Source organism: Neobacillus terrae (assembly GCF_011393025.1).
In the GTDB taxonomy this organism is placed as follows: domain Bacteria; phylum Bacillota; class Bacilli; order Bacillales; family Cytobacillaceae; genus Neobacillus_A; species Neobacillus_A terrae.
Genome location: NZ_JAAOEO010000005.1, coordinates 165,863 through 183,514 on the forward strand (window position 1 = coordinate 165,863; position 17,652 = coordinate 183,514).

General features: G+C 37.6%; 13 protein-coding genes, 2 pseudogenes and 1 riboswitch. Of the genes and pseudogenes, 5 read left to right on the forward strand and 10 right to left on the reverse strand.

Going from position 1 to position 17,652, the window contains the following annotated elements; all coding sequences use genetic code 11:
- Positions 1-443: 443 nt before the first annotated feature.
- The 3 genes from G8761_RS09165 to G8761_RS09175 are packed head-to-tail and all read right to left on the reverse strand — an operon-like array spanning position 444 to position 4,076.
- Entirely contained in the window at positions 444-1,619 is a 1,176-nt protein-coding gene (locus G8761_RS09165; protein ID WP_166025822.1) for a M20 family metallopeptidase, read from the reverse strand.
- Positions 1,616-2,851 (reverse strand): Zn-dependent hydrolase, encoded by a 1,236-nt coding sequence (locus G8761_RS09170; protein ID WP_166025824.1) that lies wholly within the window; start codon positions 2,849-2,851, stop codon positions 1,616-1,618. The genes G8761_RS09165 and G8761_RS09170 overlap by 4 nt, the downstream gene beginning before the upstream one ends.
- A 19-nt stretch (positions 2,852-2,870) precedes the next feature.
- A complete protein-coding gene (locus tag G8761_RS09175; RefSeq protein ID WP_166025826.1) occupies positions 2,871-4,076 on the reverse strand; it encodes a hypothetical protein in 1,206 nt (401 codons plus the stop codon).
- Positions 4,077-4,961: 885 nt separating this feature from the next.
- Between G8761_RS09175 and G8761_RS09180 the strand changes: the two genes are divergently transcribed.
- The 3 genes from G8761_RS09180 to G8761_RS09190 all read left to right on the forward strand — a co-directional run bounded on the left by G8761_RS09180 (position 4,962) and on the right by G8761_RS09190 (position 7,380).
- The gene (locus G8761_RS09180; protein WP_166025828.1) at positions 4,962-5,465 is read left to right on the forward strand and encodes an Lrp/AsnC family transcriptional regulator; all 504 of its coding nucleotides are present in this window, start codon (positions 4,962-4,964) and stop codon (positions 5,463-5,465) included.
- On the forward strand, positions 5,462-6,670 hold the full coding sequence (locus G8761_RS09185) for an aminotransferase (RefSeq protein ID WP_166025830.1): 1,209 nt from the start codon (positions 5,462-5,464) through the stop codon (positions 6,668-6,670). Before G8761_RS09180 ends, G8761_RS09185 begins: the two co-directional genes overlap by 4 nt.
- 263 nt (positions 6,671-6,933) lie before the next feature.
- Positions 6,934-7,380, forward strand: coding sequence for a GNAT family N-acetyltransferase (locus G8761_RS09190; RefSeq protein ID WP_166025832.1), 447 nt, complete (start codon positions 6,934-6,936; stop codon positions 7,378-7,380).
- A 65-nt stretch (positions 7,381-7,445) separates the two neighbouring features.
- Here G8761_RS09190 and G8761_RS09195 read toward each other — a convergent pair whose 3' ends face one another.
- The 3 genes from G8761_RS09195 to G8761_RS09205 are packed head-to-tail and all read right to left on the reverse strand — an operon-like array spanning position 7,446 to position 11,231.
- Positions 7,446-7,892, reverse strand: a complete 447-nt coding sequence (locus G8761_RS09195) for a flavodoxin domain-containing protein (protein WP_166025834.1) — start codon at positions 7,890-7,892, stop codon at positions 7,446-7,448.
- The gene (locus tag G8761_RS09200; RefSeq protein ID WP_166025836.1) at positions 7,882-8,928 is read right to left on the reverse strand and encodes a ribonucleotide-diphosphate reductase subunit beta; all 1,047 of its coding nucleotides are present in this window, start codon (positions 8,926-8,928) and stop codon (positions 7,882-7,884) included. The genes G8761_RS09195 and G8761_RS09200 overlap by 11 nt, the downstream gene beginning before the upstream one ends.
- Before the next feature lie 17 nt (positions 8,929-8,945).
- Positions 8,946-11,231 carry a ribonucleoside-diphosphate reductase subunit alpha gene (locus G8761_RS09205; RefSeq protein ID WP_166025838.1) on the reverse strand — a complete coding sequence of 762 codons (2,286 nt, stop codon included), beginning with the start codon at positions 11,229-11,231 and terminating at the stop codon, positions 8,946-8,948.
- A 139-nt stretch (positions 11,232-11,370) separates the two neighbouring features.
- Positions 11,371-11,565, reverse strand: a riboswitch (cobalamin riboswitch).
- A 414-nt stretch (positions 11,566-11,979) separates the two neighbouring features.
- Here G8761_RS09205 and G8761_RS09210 point away from each other — a divergent pair.
- A complete protein-coding gene (locus tag G8761_RS09210) occupies positions 11,980-12,129 on the forward strand; it encodes a hypothetical protein (protein ID WP_166025840.1) in 150 nt (49 codons plus the stop codon).
- A 774-nt stretch (positions 12,130-12,903) separates the two neighbouring features.
- Here the strand turns inward: G8761_RS09210 and G8761_RS09220 are convergent.
- A pseudogene (locus tag G8761_RS09220) lies at positions 12,904-13,583 on the reverse strand (sensor histidine kinase).
- Between the two features lie 169 nt (positions 13,584-13,752).
- Entirely contained in the window at positions 13,753-14,169 is a 417-nt protein-coding gene (locus tag G8761_RS09225) for a PspA/IM30 family protein (RefSeq protein ID WP_166025844.1), read from the reverse strand.
- A gap of 475 nt (positions 14,170-14,644) precedes the next feature.
- On the opposite strand from G8761_RS09225, the gene G8761_RS09230 reads away from it, so the two are divergent.
- Positions 14,645-14,923 (forward strand): hypothetical protein, encoded by a 279-nt coding sequence (locus G8761_RS09230; protein ID WP_166025846.1) that lies wholly within the window; start codon positions 14,645-14,647, stop codon positions 14,921-14,923.
- A gap of 1,699 nt (positions 14,924-16,622) precedes the next feature.
- Here G8761_RS09230 and G8761_RS09235 read toward each other — a convergent pair.
- Together G8761_RS09235 and G8761_RS27100 are read right to left on the reverse strand one after the other, a co-directional pair.
- The gene (locus G8761_RS09235) at positions 16,623-17,042 is read right to left on the reverse strand and encodes a FixH family protein (RefSeq protein WP_338000933.1); all 420 of its coding nucleotides are present in this window, start codon (positions 17,040-17,042) and stop codon (positions 16,623-16,625) included.
- A gap of 400 nt (positions 17,043-17,442) precedes the next feature.
- Positions 17,443-17,599 (reverse strand): annotated as a pseudogene (locus G8761_RS27100) (beta-ketoacyl-[acyl-carrier-protein] synthase II); the annotation flags it as partial.
- Between the last annotated feature and the right edge of the window lie 53 nt (positions 17,600-17,652).

Consider the following 17,652-nt stretch of genomic DNA (forward strand, 5'->3'; position numbering starts at 1 on the left):
AGTTGCATTCTGCTTTTCATCACTACGAAGTCCGGCTCGGGTACGACATTTCGATTATTACCTCTTTTGTTGAACTCCACTGGGTCTCAATAAGAAAAGCACAAGCGCCCGTTCAGCGAGGCAACTGCGTGAGTAAACTTCCTGTTGTTTCTCCTCTGAATTGACAACATGTAGCTTTGCGACGAGCTGAACATTCGCTTCCTTGAATCGGCTATGGCACAGAAGCATTTAAAAAGTTCGATGTTGACTTATCGTAGGGAGATGCGAGATGGACACTAGCTGCACCCAGTATCACCTTTGGTCATACTTGATGCAAGACTTCAAAGACGCTTTTCAAGGTTGAAAACTCGCTGGGCGCTGGAGCTAGACAAATTAAAAGGTAAAACTTTATACTTTCCTATCCATTAAAAAAGGAAGCCCTTTGAAAGGCTCCCTTGATAATATTACTTATTTAAATAGTTCCAAGCGTATTGAGCGTATAGCTCAGCCCCTATAGTAAGTGCGTCTTCATCAATGTTGAATTTGCCATGATGGTGTGCCCACTCAGTATCTTTTTCTGGATTGCCACTGCCCACAAGAGCAAAGCATCCAGGGACTCTTTCAAGATAGTCGCTGAAGTCCTCACCACCCATTGTTGGCTTTTCAAAATAAACAGCATCTTCCCCAAAAACCTCTTTGACAATCATTTGAGCCAGATTTGCACTTTTTTCTTCATTTATCACTGCTTGTGTTCCCCGTATATATTCAACATCAGCCGTTGCACCATATGTAGCGGCAACATTTTCAGCATAATGCCTAAGCTGGGATTCAATATGATCTCTAGTTTTTGGATCAAAACAACGAACCGTACCTTCAATGACTGCATTCTCGGCAATAACATTAAAACGAGTGCCTACCACCATTTTTCCTATTGTCAGAACAGCAGGCTTTTGAGCATCAATGGTTCTTGAAACAACTGTTTGTACATTCATGACAAACGAAGAAGCCACAATCGCTGCATCTATACAATCATGGGGCATAGCACCATGCCCCCCTCTTCCTTTAAATGTTACTTTAAATAGATCAGCTGATGCAAATGCGGGTCCAACAGGACAAGACACTTTACCTGTTGGCATTTGTGACCAGATGTGAATTCCGAATACGTTGTCCACACCATCAACAGCCCCTTGTTTCACCATAGCTTTTGCTCCCTCTGCTACTTCTTCCGCAGGCTGGAACAAAAAACGGACGGTTCCTGGCAATTCATTCTTTTGTTCATTTAAGGCTTTGGCAGCAATGAGAAGCATTGCAGTATGTGCATCATGGCCACAAGCATGCATTTTTCCTTCTGCTTTTGATACATAAGGCAAATTTTTATTTAATTCTTCTACTGACAATGCATCCATGTCACCTCTCAAAGCGACTGTTTTCCCTGGCTTTCCACCTTCAATTGTGGCAATAACACCAGTCGGTTTCGTTCTTCGATAGTGAATACCTAGATTATCAAGATATTCACAAACAAAATTAGTTGTATTCTCTTCTTCCCAGGAAAGCTCCGGCTCGCTGTGCAGCTTTCTTCGTAAAGCTTTCAATTCTTCATCATAATTTTGTATCGACTCTTTTATCTTTACATTAATCATTTCTCTTCTGCCTCCGTTAGTTTCTTTGTTGTCTCATATAGAATTTGTACTGCCTTTGCAATATCTCCCGCATCGGACCATTCCTCTGGGCAATGGCTTAATCCATCCTTACTAGGAATAAACACCATACCCACGTCTGTAAAATCGGAAAAGACCATAGCGTCGTGCCCTGCCCCACTGTTAATGGAGCAATACGGTATCTCTAGATTACGACTCGATTCTTTCAAATGGGCAATAATCTCTTGGTTCATCACCTTGGGCTTCATATATAAGCACTGTTCAGCCGAAATTCGGATTACATCCTGACTATATAAATCTATTAATTCAGTCATTTGACGAACTACATTCTGTATATGTTCCTCTTTACTCGAGCGGATATCGACTGTGAAGACCGTTTTATTAGGAATTACATTTGCACCGTTTGGAAATACATTTAATTGGCCAGTTGTTATAACGGTACCTTCTCCTTCCTCAATGGCTAAAGTAGGAAATTGAGCAATCATCCTGGCAGCAGTCACTAATGCATCTGATCGGCGTGCCATGGGGGTAGTACCAGCATGTCCAGCCTTTCCTTCTACCGTTACTTTAAATTGGGTCAAACCCACAATAGCTTCTACAACACCAATGGGAATATTTTTTTCCTCGAGTACCGGGCCTTGTTCAATATGTAATTCTAAGAACGCCTTGATGGTTTTTGGATCTCTCTTTTTAGGAAGAGAGGGGTCTAGACCAATATTAACCATTGCTTCTTCAGTAGAAATTCCATCTTTATCTTTTAAGTTTTTGAAATCTTTTTCACTTAGCAGGCCTGTAATACCTCTTGAACCCATTAATCCGCCGCCAAACCTTGCCCCCTCTTCTTCAATAAGTGCAATCACCTCAAGGGGGTATTTTGGTTTCAGCTGTTTCTGTGCAAAAAGGGCTGCCACTTCAAGAGCAGCTACAACTCCGGCAGGACCGTCAAAGGAACCTCCATTAGGGACTGAATCAAAATGTGAACCGATTAGAACGCTTGGTGCATCTTTAAGAGTCCCATTAAGTTTGCCAAAAATATTGCCAAAACCATCTTCACTGACTTGTAATCTATATTCGGTCATTTTATTTTTTATATATTCCCTCGCCTGTTTGTCCTCTTTGCTATATGTCAGCCGCGTCGTCCCAACTCCAGGAGTAGCTGTAAATTTACTTAGTGTGTCAATATGCCCCTCAATACTTGCTCGAAGTTCATCCATTCCTTTTTCCTCCGATCTTTTACAAAAATTTCACCAAAATACCTGCTAAAACAACCGATACAATTGTTACTGTGATAAAACCACCAACAAGCATAGATGGCAGCATTTTGTTTGTTAAGACTTCTTTTTCTTTTTCATCATTTGTTAAGGACTTGATTACTTCATTTGTAATGATGTAGTCAGCCGGAAATCCATATAAGGCCGTTAAAGAAACGGCAAACGCCATTTCTTTACTAACTTTTAAGGCTTTACCTGCAAAGAATGAGAAGATATACATTCCTATCACACCTAAAATAATCGTACCAACAAGAGGAAATAGAATTTCTAGCATCATACTTGGTGTTGCCTGTTTTAATCCATCAAAGATGAAAAGCATAAGCGCCATGATGGCTAAACCGAACCCATTTGCTTTTTGTAATACCTGTTTTTCCAAGAAACCGATACTTTTTGCGATAACCCCAAATAATAAACAAAGGACAAACGGGCTTATAGAAACAACAGGTGCTAATAGAGTTGAAACTTCATAAGCAAGAAAAGCGACAAAGGCAAGCCTCAAAAATTTAAAAAAGTCTGTGTTATATTTCTCCGGCATGTTTTTAAAAATCTTTAGATCAATCGGTGCGGATTCTGCTGTAGCTGCTATTTCAGCGGATGCTTTTATTGATTCTTTTTCTGTCAATTGACCATTACGATATTGCTTAAGGAGTCTTTTTCCTTCTTTCTTCAACATAATGGAGGTGAGTGGATATCCTGCAAACCCTTGCATAACGTAGATAACAATGGCGAATACCGACAGAGAGGTGAGCCCCGCTTCCTTTGCTCCTTCTGACATAATTAAGGCAGATACAACACCACCAACTAAAGGAGGTATTGCGACAACTATTGTTTTAAAACCAAAAATTAATGTTCCAATGCTGAACAAAAAGGCAATGATTCCTAGTATCCCAGAAAGAGCAATTACAACCGTTTTCCATTGATTTTTTAACTCTCGCAATGATAACAATGTTCCCATATTGGTAATTAAAAGATACATTAACATGGTTGCAACAACTGGTGGTACACCGGCGATCGAAACAATATCTTTAGGAAAAAAGGTCCAGTATCCAGCGAGAAAAAGGACAGCACAGATAAAAATGGACGGTACCCACGCTTTGGTTCGTATAGCTACCAAATCCCCAATAAATAAAATAAAGATGACAATAAATAATGCTAGCATTTGAGACATAAATACACCTTCGCTCTCTATGATGAAATAAAATCCTTTCGTTTAACGAAAAAGATTTAATATTAGAATAATAATATAATTATACTTTTCAGTCAATTTAAACTTTTCGAATTATAATGAAATCGTTTTCATAAAAGCTTTCTTACGATTGGTATAAGTAGCGACTTTCACATTTAAAAAACCTATAATATTATTGCGAAAATAACTGACGAGGAGTAAAGCAAAATGAATCTATAAAAATAGAGCTGCACTGCAGCTCTATTTTTATAGAAACCTTTGAGAAACATCGGATAGGCCTTTTACGAAATATCGTCAACTCTCTCAATATAGAAAGCGAAATTCCTACTTTACGACAGAGAAAGAACTTATATATCAAACTCTCAATACTTATTTATCACCACTCTATAGATCGATGAGTTAAACGCTCTCATTTTTATTTAACCATCAAGCAGGCATATTTTTTTAAGGGTTAGTATTTTTCTATTATATAAGTTACTTATTTTCATGGTAGCTATATAACAAAAATGCTGCCTTGAATAGTAATAGTCTTAGCTCCTCTCCTTTCTAAGAATGCATTTTCCTTCTTTTGATTTAGGTGATACAATACCTAAAAGTACAAACATTATAAATTTTTCGATCTCTAAATCGTTAAGGCGACAAAGAGATAAACCAAGATTATTAAAATGGGCGTATTAATTTAGGTTTTAACTCTTTTATTCAAGGTTAAATGAAAGATTATTATTATTTAGTTAACCATTAAGTTAATATTGATACACTTAAATCAATTGCCAGGTTAACTAACGAAGGGTATAGATGTATAAAAAATAAACCTTTTTTAGCATTCAGTCTTTATTTTTATCTTATGTACAGTTCAGGAGGCATGAAATGAAACTTAGCAGTGAAGAAATAGAAATTTTGAAAATCCTTGAGGAAAATAATAAAATCCCGGTAGAAACCATTGCTTCTATGGTTCTATCCAACGAGGAAACGGTCAAAAAAACGATTCAGAAATTAGAAGACGAAAAAATTATTATCAGTTACCCGACATTGATTGACTGGACTAAAGTGGAAGGCCAAGAAAATGTGGTCGCCATGATTGATGTAAAGGTAACACCTAAACGGGGAGTCGGGTTCGACGATGTAGCTGAACGAATTTATCGATTTCCAGAGGTGTCCTCCTTGTATCTCATGTCAGGTGCTTATGATTTATCGATTACTGTAGAAGGAAAATCGATGAATCAAATTGCTGCATTTGTATCGGAAAAATTATCAACAATCGAAAATGTCATATCCACCACTACTCATTTCATGTTAAAAAAATACAAGCATGACGGTGTGGTTTTCGACCGCGGGAATGACAAAGACAGAAGGATGGTTATTACACCATGACCATGAATTATTCTTCCTATATTTCTGAGTCTGCAAATCAGCTCAAGCCCTCCGGCATCCGGAAGTTTTTTGATTTAGCTGCAGGGATGAAAGATGTCATTTCCTTAGGAGTTGGGGAACCAGACTTCGTTACTCCCTGGAATGTACGAGAAGCTACCATTCTATCAATAGAACAAGGTTTTACCTCCTATACGGCTAACCCGGGATTGCTGGAACTAAGGGAGGAAATCTCTTCTTACCTTCTGAACATTTTTGGTGTCAGTTATAAAGCCGAAAATCAAATCCTTGTCACGGTTGGAGCCAGTCAAGCGCTTGATTTATCTTTCCGTGCCATTTTGAACCAAGGCGATGAAGTATTAATTGTGGAACCGGCATTCGTCTCTTATGCCCCGTTAGTTTCCATTGCTGGCGGTAAACCCGTACCCATTTCCACATCACCTGAAAATGGTTTTAAGGTAACACCTGAACAAATTGAAAAGGCGATAACGGATAAAACCAAAGCTATTTTGCTATGTTCACCTAACAATCCAACAGGCAGTTCACTAATTAAAAAAGAGTTAATGGAAATTGCTAGGATTATTGAAGATCATGATTTATTAGTGGTTTCTGATGAAATTTACGCGGAATTATCCTATGACGAAGCCTTTACTAGCTTTGCATCCATCGAGGGAATGTACGAAAGAACCATTTTAATCAACGGATTTTCAAAAGGATTTGCTATGACAGGCTGGAGATTAGGGTTTCTAGCAGCACCAGCCGAATTGGTTCAAGTAATGCTAAAAATCCATCAATATACCATCATGTGTGCACCCCATATGCTGCAGCATGGTGCCCTTGAAGCCCTTCGCAATACATACAGAGAAGTTGAAAATATGAGAAACAGCTATCGACAAAGACGGAACTATATGGTTCAATCCCTTAATAAAATGGGTTTGGATTGCCATACTCCCGGTGGCGCCTTCTATGTCTTCCCTTCGATCAAAGCAACTGGTCTTACCTCAGAGGAATTTGCAGAGGAACTTCTCATTCAAGAAAAAGTAGCTGTTGTTCCTGGTAATGTGTTCGGTGAATGTGGTGAAGGATATATTCGCTGTTCCTACGCAGCCTCAATGGAACAGCTTCAAGAATCAATGAAAAGGATTCAAAGATTCATTAAAACTAAAGGTGTTTCTGTCGAAAGCACGTTGGAACATCAAACTCTTTAAAAATTTGTATGGAGATTGAGTAGGAGAAACTGATCAGTCCCTTAAACTCAGTCTCCTCATTATTTTTAGAATTTAACAACCAAATTCCACTCCTTCCCCTGCTTTGCTCCTTGAACAAGGAATAAATTCCTGTACCCTCTTGAAAGTAATCCTGTTCCCAATTGTACAATTAAATACTCAGCTATTATAAGAATTAGTTCAAGCACTTACATCTTGGCGCTTATATATATTAAATCAGAGTATGTATATTCTGGGGTGCTGATATGACAATTAGAGTAGCGAACGAAATGGAGACTGATTATATTCTTAGGCTTACAGGACATGTAATAGAAGAAAGCACAAGAAGTCATTCCACTAATGATCCCTATGGTGGTTATAACATGTTTCTGCCACTTATTCGGAATGGTGCGTATTACCTTATAGAGGAAGAAAGTGGTTGGTTAAAAGGTTGGGCATTAATAGGTTTAGATCGAAGTTCGATGACAGGGAAAAACATTGGCAACGTTTTTCATCTGTACGTCTTTCCCGGATACAGAAATTTTGGAATTGGAAAAAATTTAATAAAGGCTGGTATTCAAAATCTTTCTGCTTTAGGGGTTGAGACCATACAGCTGAATGTATTTACGGGTAATCCAGCTAAATCTCTTTATGAAAAGCTTGGCTTCAGAAGTATCTCTACATTTATGGAACTAAATGTAGGAAAAAGCTAATCGTTTGGTTACAGAAAAGCGTGCATTAACCTAAAACGATTAATGCACCTCTTCTCATATTTTTATCACTTTAATCTCAAGCGTTTTATTATAGAGTCCGAAAATTTAACACAACGTGTATAGTCCTTTGATTGAGGGGCTAACTCAATTTTCAAAGTTGCTGCTAGGTTCGTTTGAACAACAAGCATGTCTCTAAATGCATCAACGGCTCCGCAAAAATTAGGATAGAAGCTGTCACCAGTCCCCGCAACCCCTGTTACTAGGTTTCTTATATCCGGCCTTTCGAAGCCTCGATAAATTTGCCGTATTTCTTTAGGAATGCATCCATTTCCCCATGTATAGGTGGCAATAATAATAGCATCATAGGCCGCCATCTCCTCGATTGGAAACTCTTGAGCTATAAAAATTTGAAGGGAGTGAGAATATTTTTGGAAACACTTCTCCAATATTTCTATTAATCTTTTCGTATTTCCAGTGACCGAAGTATAAATAAGGGCTATTTTATAGCTCATCGAAGCCGTTGGACTGGGTAACCTTGGTATAGGTTCTGGATTTTTGCTCAAAGAAATCTGACTTTGTTTCATTGATCATCTCGTCACTGAATACCTGGATCCATGGCATTGAATTATTTCGATCCTCATAAAAATTTTCAAGTCCGAGCTGGCGAAGCCTTTTATTTGCCAGATATTCCACATAACCATTAAATTCTTTTAAGTCAATTCCATTAATATCTTTCAAAACAACTCCAGCCCATTCCTTTTCTAGGCAAACCGCTTTGCCGATTGTATCGTATATATACTGAATATTTTCTTCAGTATTAAGCTCGGGATTTTCCGCTAAAAGGATTCGGATAAATTGGGAAATAAAATAAGAATGCTGCATCTCATCCCTTTGGATATAGCTAATCATCGTACTCGTTTTGAGCATTTTTTGCTGACTTGCAAGATTATAGAAGAAGGCAAAACCTGCATAGAAATAAATACCTTCTAAATTAATAGAGTTGATCCCCAGTTCAAAAAGACTTTGGGGCGACGGATTTTGCCTGAACTTTTCATATGCTCCTAAAATAAGCTCGTTCCTCTTTTGAACAATCGGATCCTCCTTTGCCTCATTAAATCGATGATTTTGTTCACTCAAAGGGACTAAGGAACTCAGAATATAAGAATAGGATTCATTATGGACAGCCTCCTGCTGGGAAATGACAGCAAATATCGCTTTAAAGCTTGAATCTGTCACATAGTCCATCACCTGGCTCATTGTTGGTGTTTGAAGACTATCGAGGGAAGCAAGCTGAGTAGTTATTCTTAGAAAAATAACCTGTTCCTCCGGTGAAAGAGAATCCCATTGTTTAATATCATCCTGCATATTGATTTCCTGAGCCTTCCAGAAATTTGATAATAGTGTCTGATAAAGACCATACATTTGCGGATAGGCAATGTCATTCCAATTGAGCAATCCTGAAGACGCACCGTTGATAATACCTGTTGAACGGTTAGGCTCCAATGGATTTAATAATTTACTTTTATTTAATGGCATATTAATATTCATCTTTAATCTCCCTTTGATTAGCTATGGCAGGCTTCACATTCTTCGATTTCTGACTGAGAAGTACTTCTTACATAATAGGTGGTTTTCAAGCCCAGCTTCCATGCTTCTAGATGCAGGTTTAATAATTCTTTCGCCTTTATATCATGCCTTACGTAAATGTTAAAGCTGATTGATTGATCAATATGTCTCTGCCGTTTTGCGTTTTGCCTGATGCTCCACTTCTGATCAATTTGATGTCTGGCTCGCCGATAGAATTCATAGGTAATATGGTTGAGATCAGGAGCAGTCACTTTAAATTTAAAGTTTTTCTTCTCTTCTGCATATTCCACCGCATATATGGGGTCTATGCCATCGGTTGACCCGCCGATCTTTGCTGTAGATGAATTAGGGGCTACAGCCATCAGCCATCCATTTCGAATTCCTGTCTGCGCTACCTCTTCCTGAAGTTCCTTCCACCTTTTTGAGGTATACTCCCTTCTCTCAAAATATTTTCCTGTTTCCCATTCCGAGCCTCTAAATTGGCTGTAAGCTCCTTTTTCCTTTGCTAATTCATTTGATGCACGAATGGCATAAAAAGCGATATCTTCATAGAGATGATCAGCATATTGTACAGCTTCCTCTGATTCCCAATACATTCCTCTTAATGCCAGTAAATGATGCCAGCCGAAAGTTCCAAGACCGACAGCCCTGAATTTTTTATTCGTCACTTGTGCCTGTCCAACTGTTATAGTATTTAAATCAATCACATTATCGAGCATACGGACCTGTATATTAATGATTCTCTCAAGGACATTAGCAGGAACCGCTTTTGATAAATTAATAGAAGACAGATTACAGACCACAAAATCACCTGGTCTGCGAACAATGACTAAGTCACCATCCTCATTCTGGTACTCTTTTATAATGGTTGTCGGCGACATATTCTGAGAAATTTCCGTACAAAGATTACTGCAATAGATAGAAGTTCTTCCTTCTCCCACCAGATGTTTATTGGGATTTTGTCTGTTTATCTCATCCCTGTAAAACATATATGGCGTGCCTGTTTCAAGCTGAGCAACCATGATTCGCGCCATGATATCCATTGCCCGGTATGTTTTTCTCGGAAGTAATGGATTATTGACCGCTTCATTGTATTTTTCGGTAAAATGTTTTCTATCAATTTCATCGTAGAAATCTTCCAGTCCCAACGGATTTCCCTCTATATCTTTCCAGCCCATCTGCTGTTTCACTTGATGTGGGCAAAAAGTATGCCATAAACCGATACTTTTCCCCATTTCGTCTGTTTCAAGAAGCTTTTCCATAAATAAGTCAGGAATGCTAACACCGGTAAAAATATCATGAGCTTTACGACGTTCGTCTCCGTTGTTGGTCTTTAGATCCAGAAAGCCATTCATAATGTCTTTATGGAAAATATCCAGATAAATAGCGATTGCTCCCTGCCGCTGTCCGAGCTGGTCTACACTAACCGCCGTATCATTAATCAGGCGTATCCAAGGAATCACACCAGAAGACATTCCTTTGAAGCCTTTAATATCAGAACCAAGCGCTCGGACCTTTCCATAGTAGATTCCAATACCTCCGCCATCCTTGCTTAACCTTGCAATATCCCAATTATTTAAGTAAATACCATCAAGAGAATCATCAACTGTATCAATAAAGCAGGAGGATAATTGTCCATATGATTTACCGGCATTTGATAATGTAGGAGTCGCAACAGTCATATACAAGTTGCTCATAGCCCAATATGCTTCTTTTACGAGGGAAACCCTTTTTTCTTTTTTCTCCTTCAACATTAAGGTCATAGCTATAACCATGAATCTTTCTTGCGGGAGTTCATAAATGTTTCGTTCGTAATCCCTTGCAAGATAACGGTCAGCCAATAAAAATAAACCTATGTAATTAAATAAATGGTCCCTCTCAGCATTGATTTCGTGCGAAAATTCTTCCATTTCTTCCTTTGAATAACTTAATAAATCTGCAGAATATACCCCTTTTTTTACCAAGGTTTTAACTAACTGATAAAAATCTCCATACAGCAGAGCAGCATCATAATTTCGATTTTTCCCTGCTTCCCGATACAATTCATTGAGATAGAGTCTGGCAGCCACAAATGTCCATTCCGGCTGATCCATGGCAATCCTGTTCAAAGCATAAAACATTGCTTGCTGGTTGGCGTCTTGTTCTGTTAACTCCAATTCTGCCAATCTCTTTTTTAATCCGGATACCTCTAATCCATACTTTTTGGCTGCTTCATCGATAACCCTTATTACATTTTGGTGTTCCGCGTCCAGCTTTTTATTCATGTTTATCCCCTCCAATAAAATAAAAAATCCGCTCATGTTATTGAGCGGATGAAACGATCACACCAAAAGGAATATGAAAAAAAGAATTGGACAAACCTTCTGATTGCCATCGTTTCATCTTCCCAATCCCCGAGGAAGTGAAACTACTTAAGATATGACAGGTCTCCTGACTCATGCTTCACTCTACTTTGAACCCTTCCCATACAAGCACCCGTTTCCGAGCATATTGTAAAGTGGTTTGTTCATTTCGTCGCATTTACAGTTGCGGGGGCAGTTCTGGATTTAAACCAGATTCCCTATTAAGCCTACTGGCATCGCATCTCAAGGCGTAACTATATGTAGTTGTTTTTAATTAAGAAAATCAATATGTAGAAATTATATTTTTTATGTTAGCGGAAATTTCTATATAAAGCAAGTAATTATGTATTGGCTTAAATTTAATTTTCCATTCTGTTCATTTTTTTTAGAAGGCTATGATAAACTTGCCCCGTTGATTTTGCTCTCGGCGCTTGCTTTCCGCTTCTGGTGTCTCCCTTTGACACTCTTTTCCCCCCAGGACATTGACACTGCATCCTCGTATTCACACCGCACGAAGGAAATGCAAATGCATTTTCGAAGAGTTTCCCGTCTTCCGCACCGATCAACATTGCAAAACCCACAAAATGATCCTTTACGCAGCGTTTTAGAAAAAAAGCTTGAATACACTCCAATTTAGCCGGAAAGAATACTGTTAAAAGCAGAGGTGAAGATGATGGATTCCCAGTCCTATACAGCAGCTAACCTGTCAGACAATTTAGTTGATGAGCTAAAAACTATTGAGGATAAGCTTAGCGAAAAGGCGAACAAGAAAGTTGTAGTTATCGCCTATGAAAAGGAAAATCAGGATAAACTAGATTAAATAATCAAAAAAGAGAAGTAGTCACTCTATTTCTCTTTTTTGTGGTTATTTTAATTCGTAACAAAAGTTATATCCGTTCTTTTAAAATTTAACTGGATTTCCCACTAAAACAATGCCATGATTGACAGGTAAATACAAAAAACAGAGCATGCAAATAAGATTAAAGCTCTTGTAAAACTCCTCCTAATTTTAATACCATAAGTACAAAAGAATATGGCCGCTGCTAATTTTGAACTACTCTGCAAATAAGCATGATTTGAAAAAAATGAACTGCTTAAAATAACGGAAGCTAGAAAAGTTATAGAGATTATTAATTTGAACCATAAAGGTTCATTCAGAAACCCTCTAATCATAAATTTTATCCTTGGCATGAGGATATCTCCCTTCAAAAAAACTGAATTGGTAATTAAGCATATGTTGGGATTAAAAAAGTATCACTTTTAGGAGTTTCCTAAATTGGGTTATATGAATTTTATTTATGGTCCTGTTAGCCCAAGCAATTCTGTATTTGGCCCTTGTTCCCCTGCTATTTAGCAAGTTATTTTTCTAAAATTTCGAAAAACCCCTTTTCTGCCCATTTATACAGTAAAAAAGCTGCCAAAATGACAGCTCTGGTCTAATGATATCCCCTTTAAGTTAAAAATCCCCTTCTTGAGGGGATTTTTGTTTCGGATATCGTATGTTCTATTATACAGTCCCATTTTTGCTAAAAAACTCAATTCACGGTTATTTTTCTTACAAGGGAAACGAATATAATTAAATAGTATTTTTCTTTTAGATGTTTATAGATTTGCAAAATATAGGGAGGCGAACAGTAAAGATGGTTCCTTTTCCTATTTCACTGCTCACTTTGATGGCTCCATGGCGGGTATCCACAATCCATTTTGCAATTGAAAGTCCTAGACCTTGCCCCCCATTTGTCTCCCCCGGGACTTATCAGCACGATAAAACCGTTCAAAAATATGAGGGAGGTCCTTTGCCGCGATACCCATTCCATTATCCTGTACTTTGATAAATAGATCGTTTCCTTCATGAGACAAATATAATTTTACAGTTCCTCCATTCGAAGTGTATTTAATAGCATTATCTAAAAGAATGTTTAATAGCTGCAATAATCTTTGAGGGTCTCCGGTTACAGGTATGGCAGCAGGGGTTTTCAAGTCAAGTGTGATTTCCTTTGCATCAGCAAGAGGGCGAATGGAGTCTGCTGTTTTTTCTCCCTGTTCGCAAAAATCAAAAGCTTCTGCCCTGGTCTCTAATAAATTTGAATCCGAACGGGCCAGTGTTAACAAATCGCTAACGAGATTGGTCATTCGCTTTACTTCCTGCCTCATATTCAAAACTACTTTTCCTATAAAATCTTCCTTTTGAGATTCGATCGTCATTTCCATTGCATCAATGGAAGATAACAAATCACTTAATGGTGTACGGAGCTCATGTGAGGCGTAAAGCAACGAATTTTCTTTGTCTTGTAAATGCTCCGCTAATGGGAATCATCGCTCTTTTTGACATAATAAAACTAATGTATAATGCAATCCCCAAAAATGCTAATGGTGCAGGAAATTGGTTTCCAGCCTGCACTTCTGCCTCCATCAGTAAAACTTTCTCTTCTGCACGGGCCATTCATCTCGCAATTGAGTCTGACTGGAAGGAAACCGTTGCTTTTTGGATTTGCTTCATTGACTGTGCAACATTTGCTCTTGAAGCAAGAATGATTTTCTTTTGCTGCATCTGCTGGTAGGTCACTTTTAGCTGCTCTAATTTTTCCAAAATAATTTTTGTTTGCTCTTTAATTGACTCCAGTTGTCCTTGGTATAGGCTTAGCTGCTTTTCATGAGTGAGTTTTTCCTGGACAGCCAATTTAGCGATTTCTTCTTCACCCTGGTCAATTGCAAGCTTTGCCTGGCGGGTTCTCTTTTCTACTAATGCCTTCGTCTCAGTTATAAGAGTCTCTTGCTTTTTTCTGCAAAAATTTGTCTGGCTAATGCCTTTTGACCTTTTACAATCTCCTGTTCCATTTCCCTTGTTTTCATTCAGCATTGCTATTTACTTCAACGGGACCCTATTGGGGGTCCTTCTTTTAATTGTTAATGATTAACAGTGCAACTAACTGGATATATTCTGTGAAAGAGTAAAGTAACCCAAACGAGAAAATTGCAAACTCTTTCTATCACTTGTTCAGCCATTACATGACGTGAATAAGGCATCCCATTCTTGAAAGACCGTTCCACTACTTCAACGTAAGATGCTGCAACAAATCGAAGAAATAATTGCCCATCCGAAATATGTGTTAGAGATCATACTGCTTTACCTGTGCGTCCTTTTATGCACCCCATTATTACAGGTAACCTTCTTAATGTAATTAATCCCTAGCACATTATAAATATATGGTGATAAATGAATTTATGGAGCATAGGCATCCGTTTCAATGTTGTTAATTTTCCGCGCTTGTCCACTTCAAACCAATTATGTTTTTCATATGTTACTAATAACTCAATAAGGAGGTGGAATTCATATGGATGAAAGAGTCAGAGAAAGGCTATTGAAAATCCAAGAAGTTCTCCAAGAGCAACTTCTTACTCAATTACAGACACAGCGTGTAGTCCAATCACAGAACCAGCGGCAGGCGCAACTTCAAGCGCAACTGCAAGCGCAACTGCAAGCACAGCTACAACGACAAACTCAAGCACAGGCACAAAATGATACTGACACTGTAACTTTAACAAATGTGGGTAACCCAATCGTTGTCGTGAATTGCAACTGTGATAATCAGAAACACAAAAAGAAATGGTAGAAAACAATCTTTTTTAAGTTCTTGCGTTGCTGTCCCTTAAGAGGCTTTGACTGATTCACCAGGCCAGACCCTTTACACCTCTAAGGAAGCGCCACAGTCGGTGCTTCCTTCACTCTGTTACACAGTATGGGTCTTAATTGTTTTTTAAGTTGTTTTAATTTCTGCTCTCATTCATTTATTCCTTCGATTTTATTAATTAACATATACAAAAATGAAGTTGTTTATCTTGAAGAGATAAATTCGGATTTACTTCAAAACTTAGGAAAACCTTTTGATGGAAACAGGCTAATAAAGTTTATAATTTGTGTCAACCTGCTTATAAGTCTTCAATCGATTTTTTGAAAATTTAATACACCTGAAGAAATTGCACCATGGGGTTAAATCCATTATGAGAATTAACAACAGTATCAATGTTGGTAAATCTGATAACATCCACCATTATGAAGGGATCCATGGTGGTGGCGTAAAGGATAGCTCCCATATCCATGGCCGTAACCATGCTAATCAATCAATCGGTTGGAAACGCAAACCGAAGTGACATCAAAACTATGAACCAAGGTGGTAGTGAAAGTGAGACGTGGGTAGGTAAGCGGCGGTAGTCCAGGCAGTGCGCTTGGCATTCAAGTTAGCTAGGGTGCTTGTGGAGATGCTCAAACTAAGAATCGTAATGTGAGAAATAAAAGCGATTCTATGAACGAGTAGGTAAATTTAAGGGCAGGAGGTATCTCCGCCCTCTTTCTGTTTTAAGGCTCTATTAAAAACATTGTTGATTTATTACCAAAGAAAAAAGACCAATTAGTTCGGGTCTTTTTGTATGCCACTATTGATAATCAAAAATATAAAGAGTCCATTAGACCCTATTATTGTTTATTGCTATATTTATATGTTAATCGTTCTTCCTTTTCCTATTGTCGGATTCTCAATTCTAACCCTTGGATTTCTTTTGGTAGAAATTCTTGAATATTTCCACGGATTTGAGGAAAACCATGATGGTAAATTACATTTAATGCATTATTGCCGTGTTCATTGATAAGTTCCAATCGATTTTTGGTCTCTTTTAGTGATTCTTTAAGATTTTCTATAAGACTGGGCATTCACATAATCCCTTTCAGCGGAAAAAAGTTTTTTCATAAACTTACTGATTGTAAATTATAAAATAAGGAACTTAACTCTGCTGTGATATTCATCACACCCCTCATCCTTTTTCCTGAACTAAGAGCAAGGGAAATAGAAACTAAACATATGGGTTAGTCTCTCAAGATTATTTGTTAGCGTTGTTGCCAAGCTCAACTCGATAAGCAAACTACACGAGAATTGCCATTGAAATAAGCACTTTTGTTATTGTGGATGTATGCTCCATAAAAATTTTTCCTAGCCCCTTTAACCGCCTCCGCATTCCTTTTTCTTACATTATTTATATCTTATTTTTACATAGAAGTTCGAAGTATAAAATTAAAAGTCTATTTAAACTCCCCGATAATGGAACCACATTTGTTTTGGATGCGATGCTTTATGGGTGCCAGGAACCGTTCCGATTAAACAAATCAGCTTGTTTATTCAATTAAAAAAGGCCTTAGGAAGTGTTCCTTAAGCCTTTTCTGTACTATTATTTAACTAATTTAAAAGCTTCTTTAAATTGGATTTCAATAAACTAAAGCTGCTTGCCCCTCATTGTTATCATAGCGAGTTTATCATTATCTTATTTCCTTATAATAGAAAATCGTTTTTCTTGTTCGAATTTTTTCCCATTTTGGTCCACTTTAATGGTTGCAGTATAATCCCCTTCCATTTGCAGATTGGCGTTGCCAGTATACAATCCATCTCCTGTTTCATTAGCGACCATGGAATCATTCCCAGGTTTCATATTCATCCCCTGCATTTTAAATTTAACACTAATTTTTGCACCTTTTATTGGGTTACCTTTATTATCAGTAACTTTCATTTTTATCGGCGAAACTTGACCAGGGGTAAATGTTTTTGGTGTCAAAAGGTCCACCTTTAAATGTTCCGAATTACATCCCGCTATAAAGATAAGCAACATACTAACACAAAAAACAGCTAATCTTTTCATCATATCTAACCTTTCATATATTTTTTCTTTAGTAAATCTCGCATACATAAGATGGGTTTACCATTTTTTTAATCACAATACTTTTATGGAAAAAGATAACCCAATCTCCCAAATCAGCTGCTGCATCCATGCATTGAAAAAGTTATAAATATAATCTTTTCCTTGTAAAACAACAGAAATTCTTTCCACTATAAACACTTCCGATACGTTTTTACTTATTTTATGCCACTTTGTTTCTTTTTCCGTGGATATAATAAAAAACACCCTTTTGAAAAGTACTCTGTAAACGTTTATTACAATAAAAACAACAAATATCAAGCCTTTGAAGTGGAAGGAGATATAGTAAAGGAAAAGGAAGAATCGTTTAACCCGGACAAAACAGCTGAATGTTCTGCTGTTTTTCTTCACGACTCTGTCTGGCAGCATCTACTCCACGTATTATCGCGGTTTATTTACTAAACTTTTTAAAAATTATTTTGGCATTATGCCCGCCAAATCCTAATGAGTTTGTTAGCGCGATTTGAATATCTTTTTCCTTAACTATGTTGGGAACATTAATCTAAATCAAGTTGTTCATCAGGTGTTTCAAAATTAATAGTTGGAGAGGATTCCTTACTTATAAAAATTTACATTCTTTTGAAGGAAGTTATACCGATGC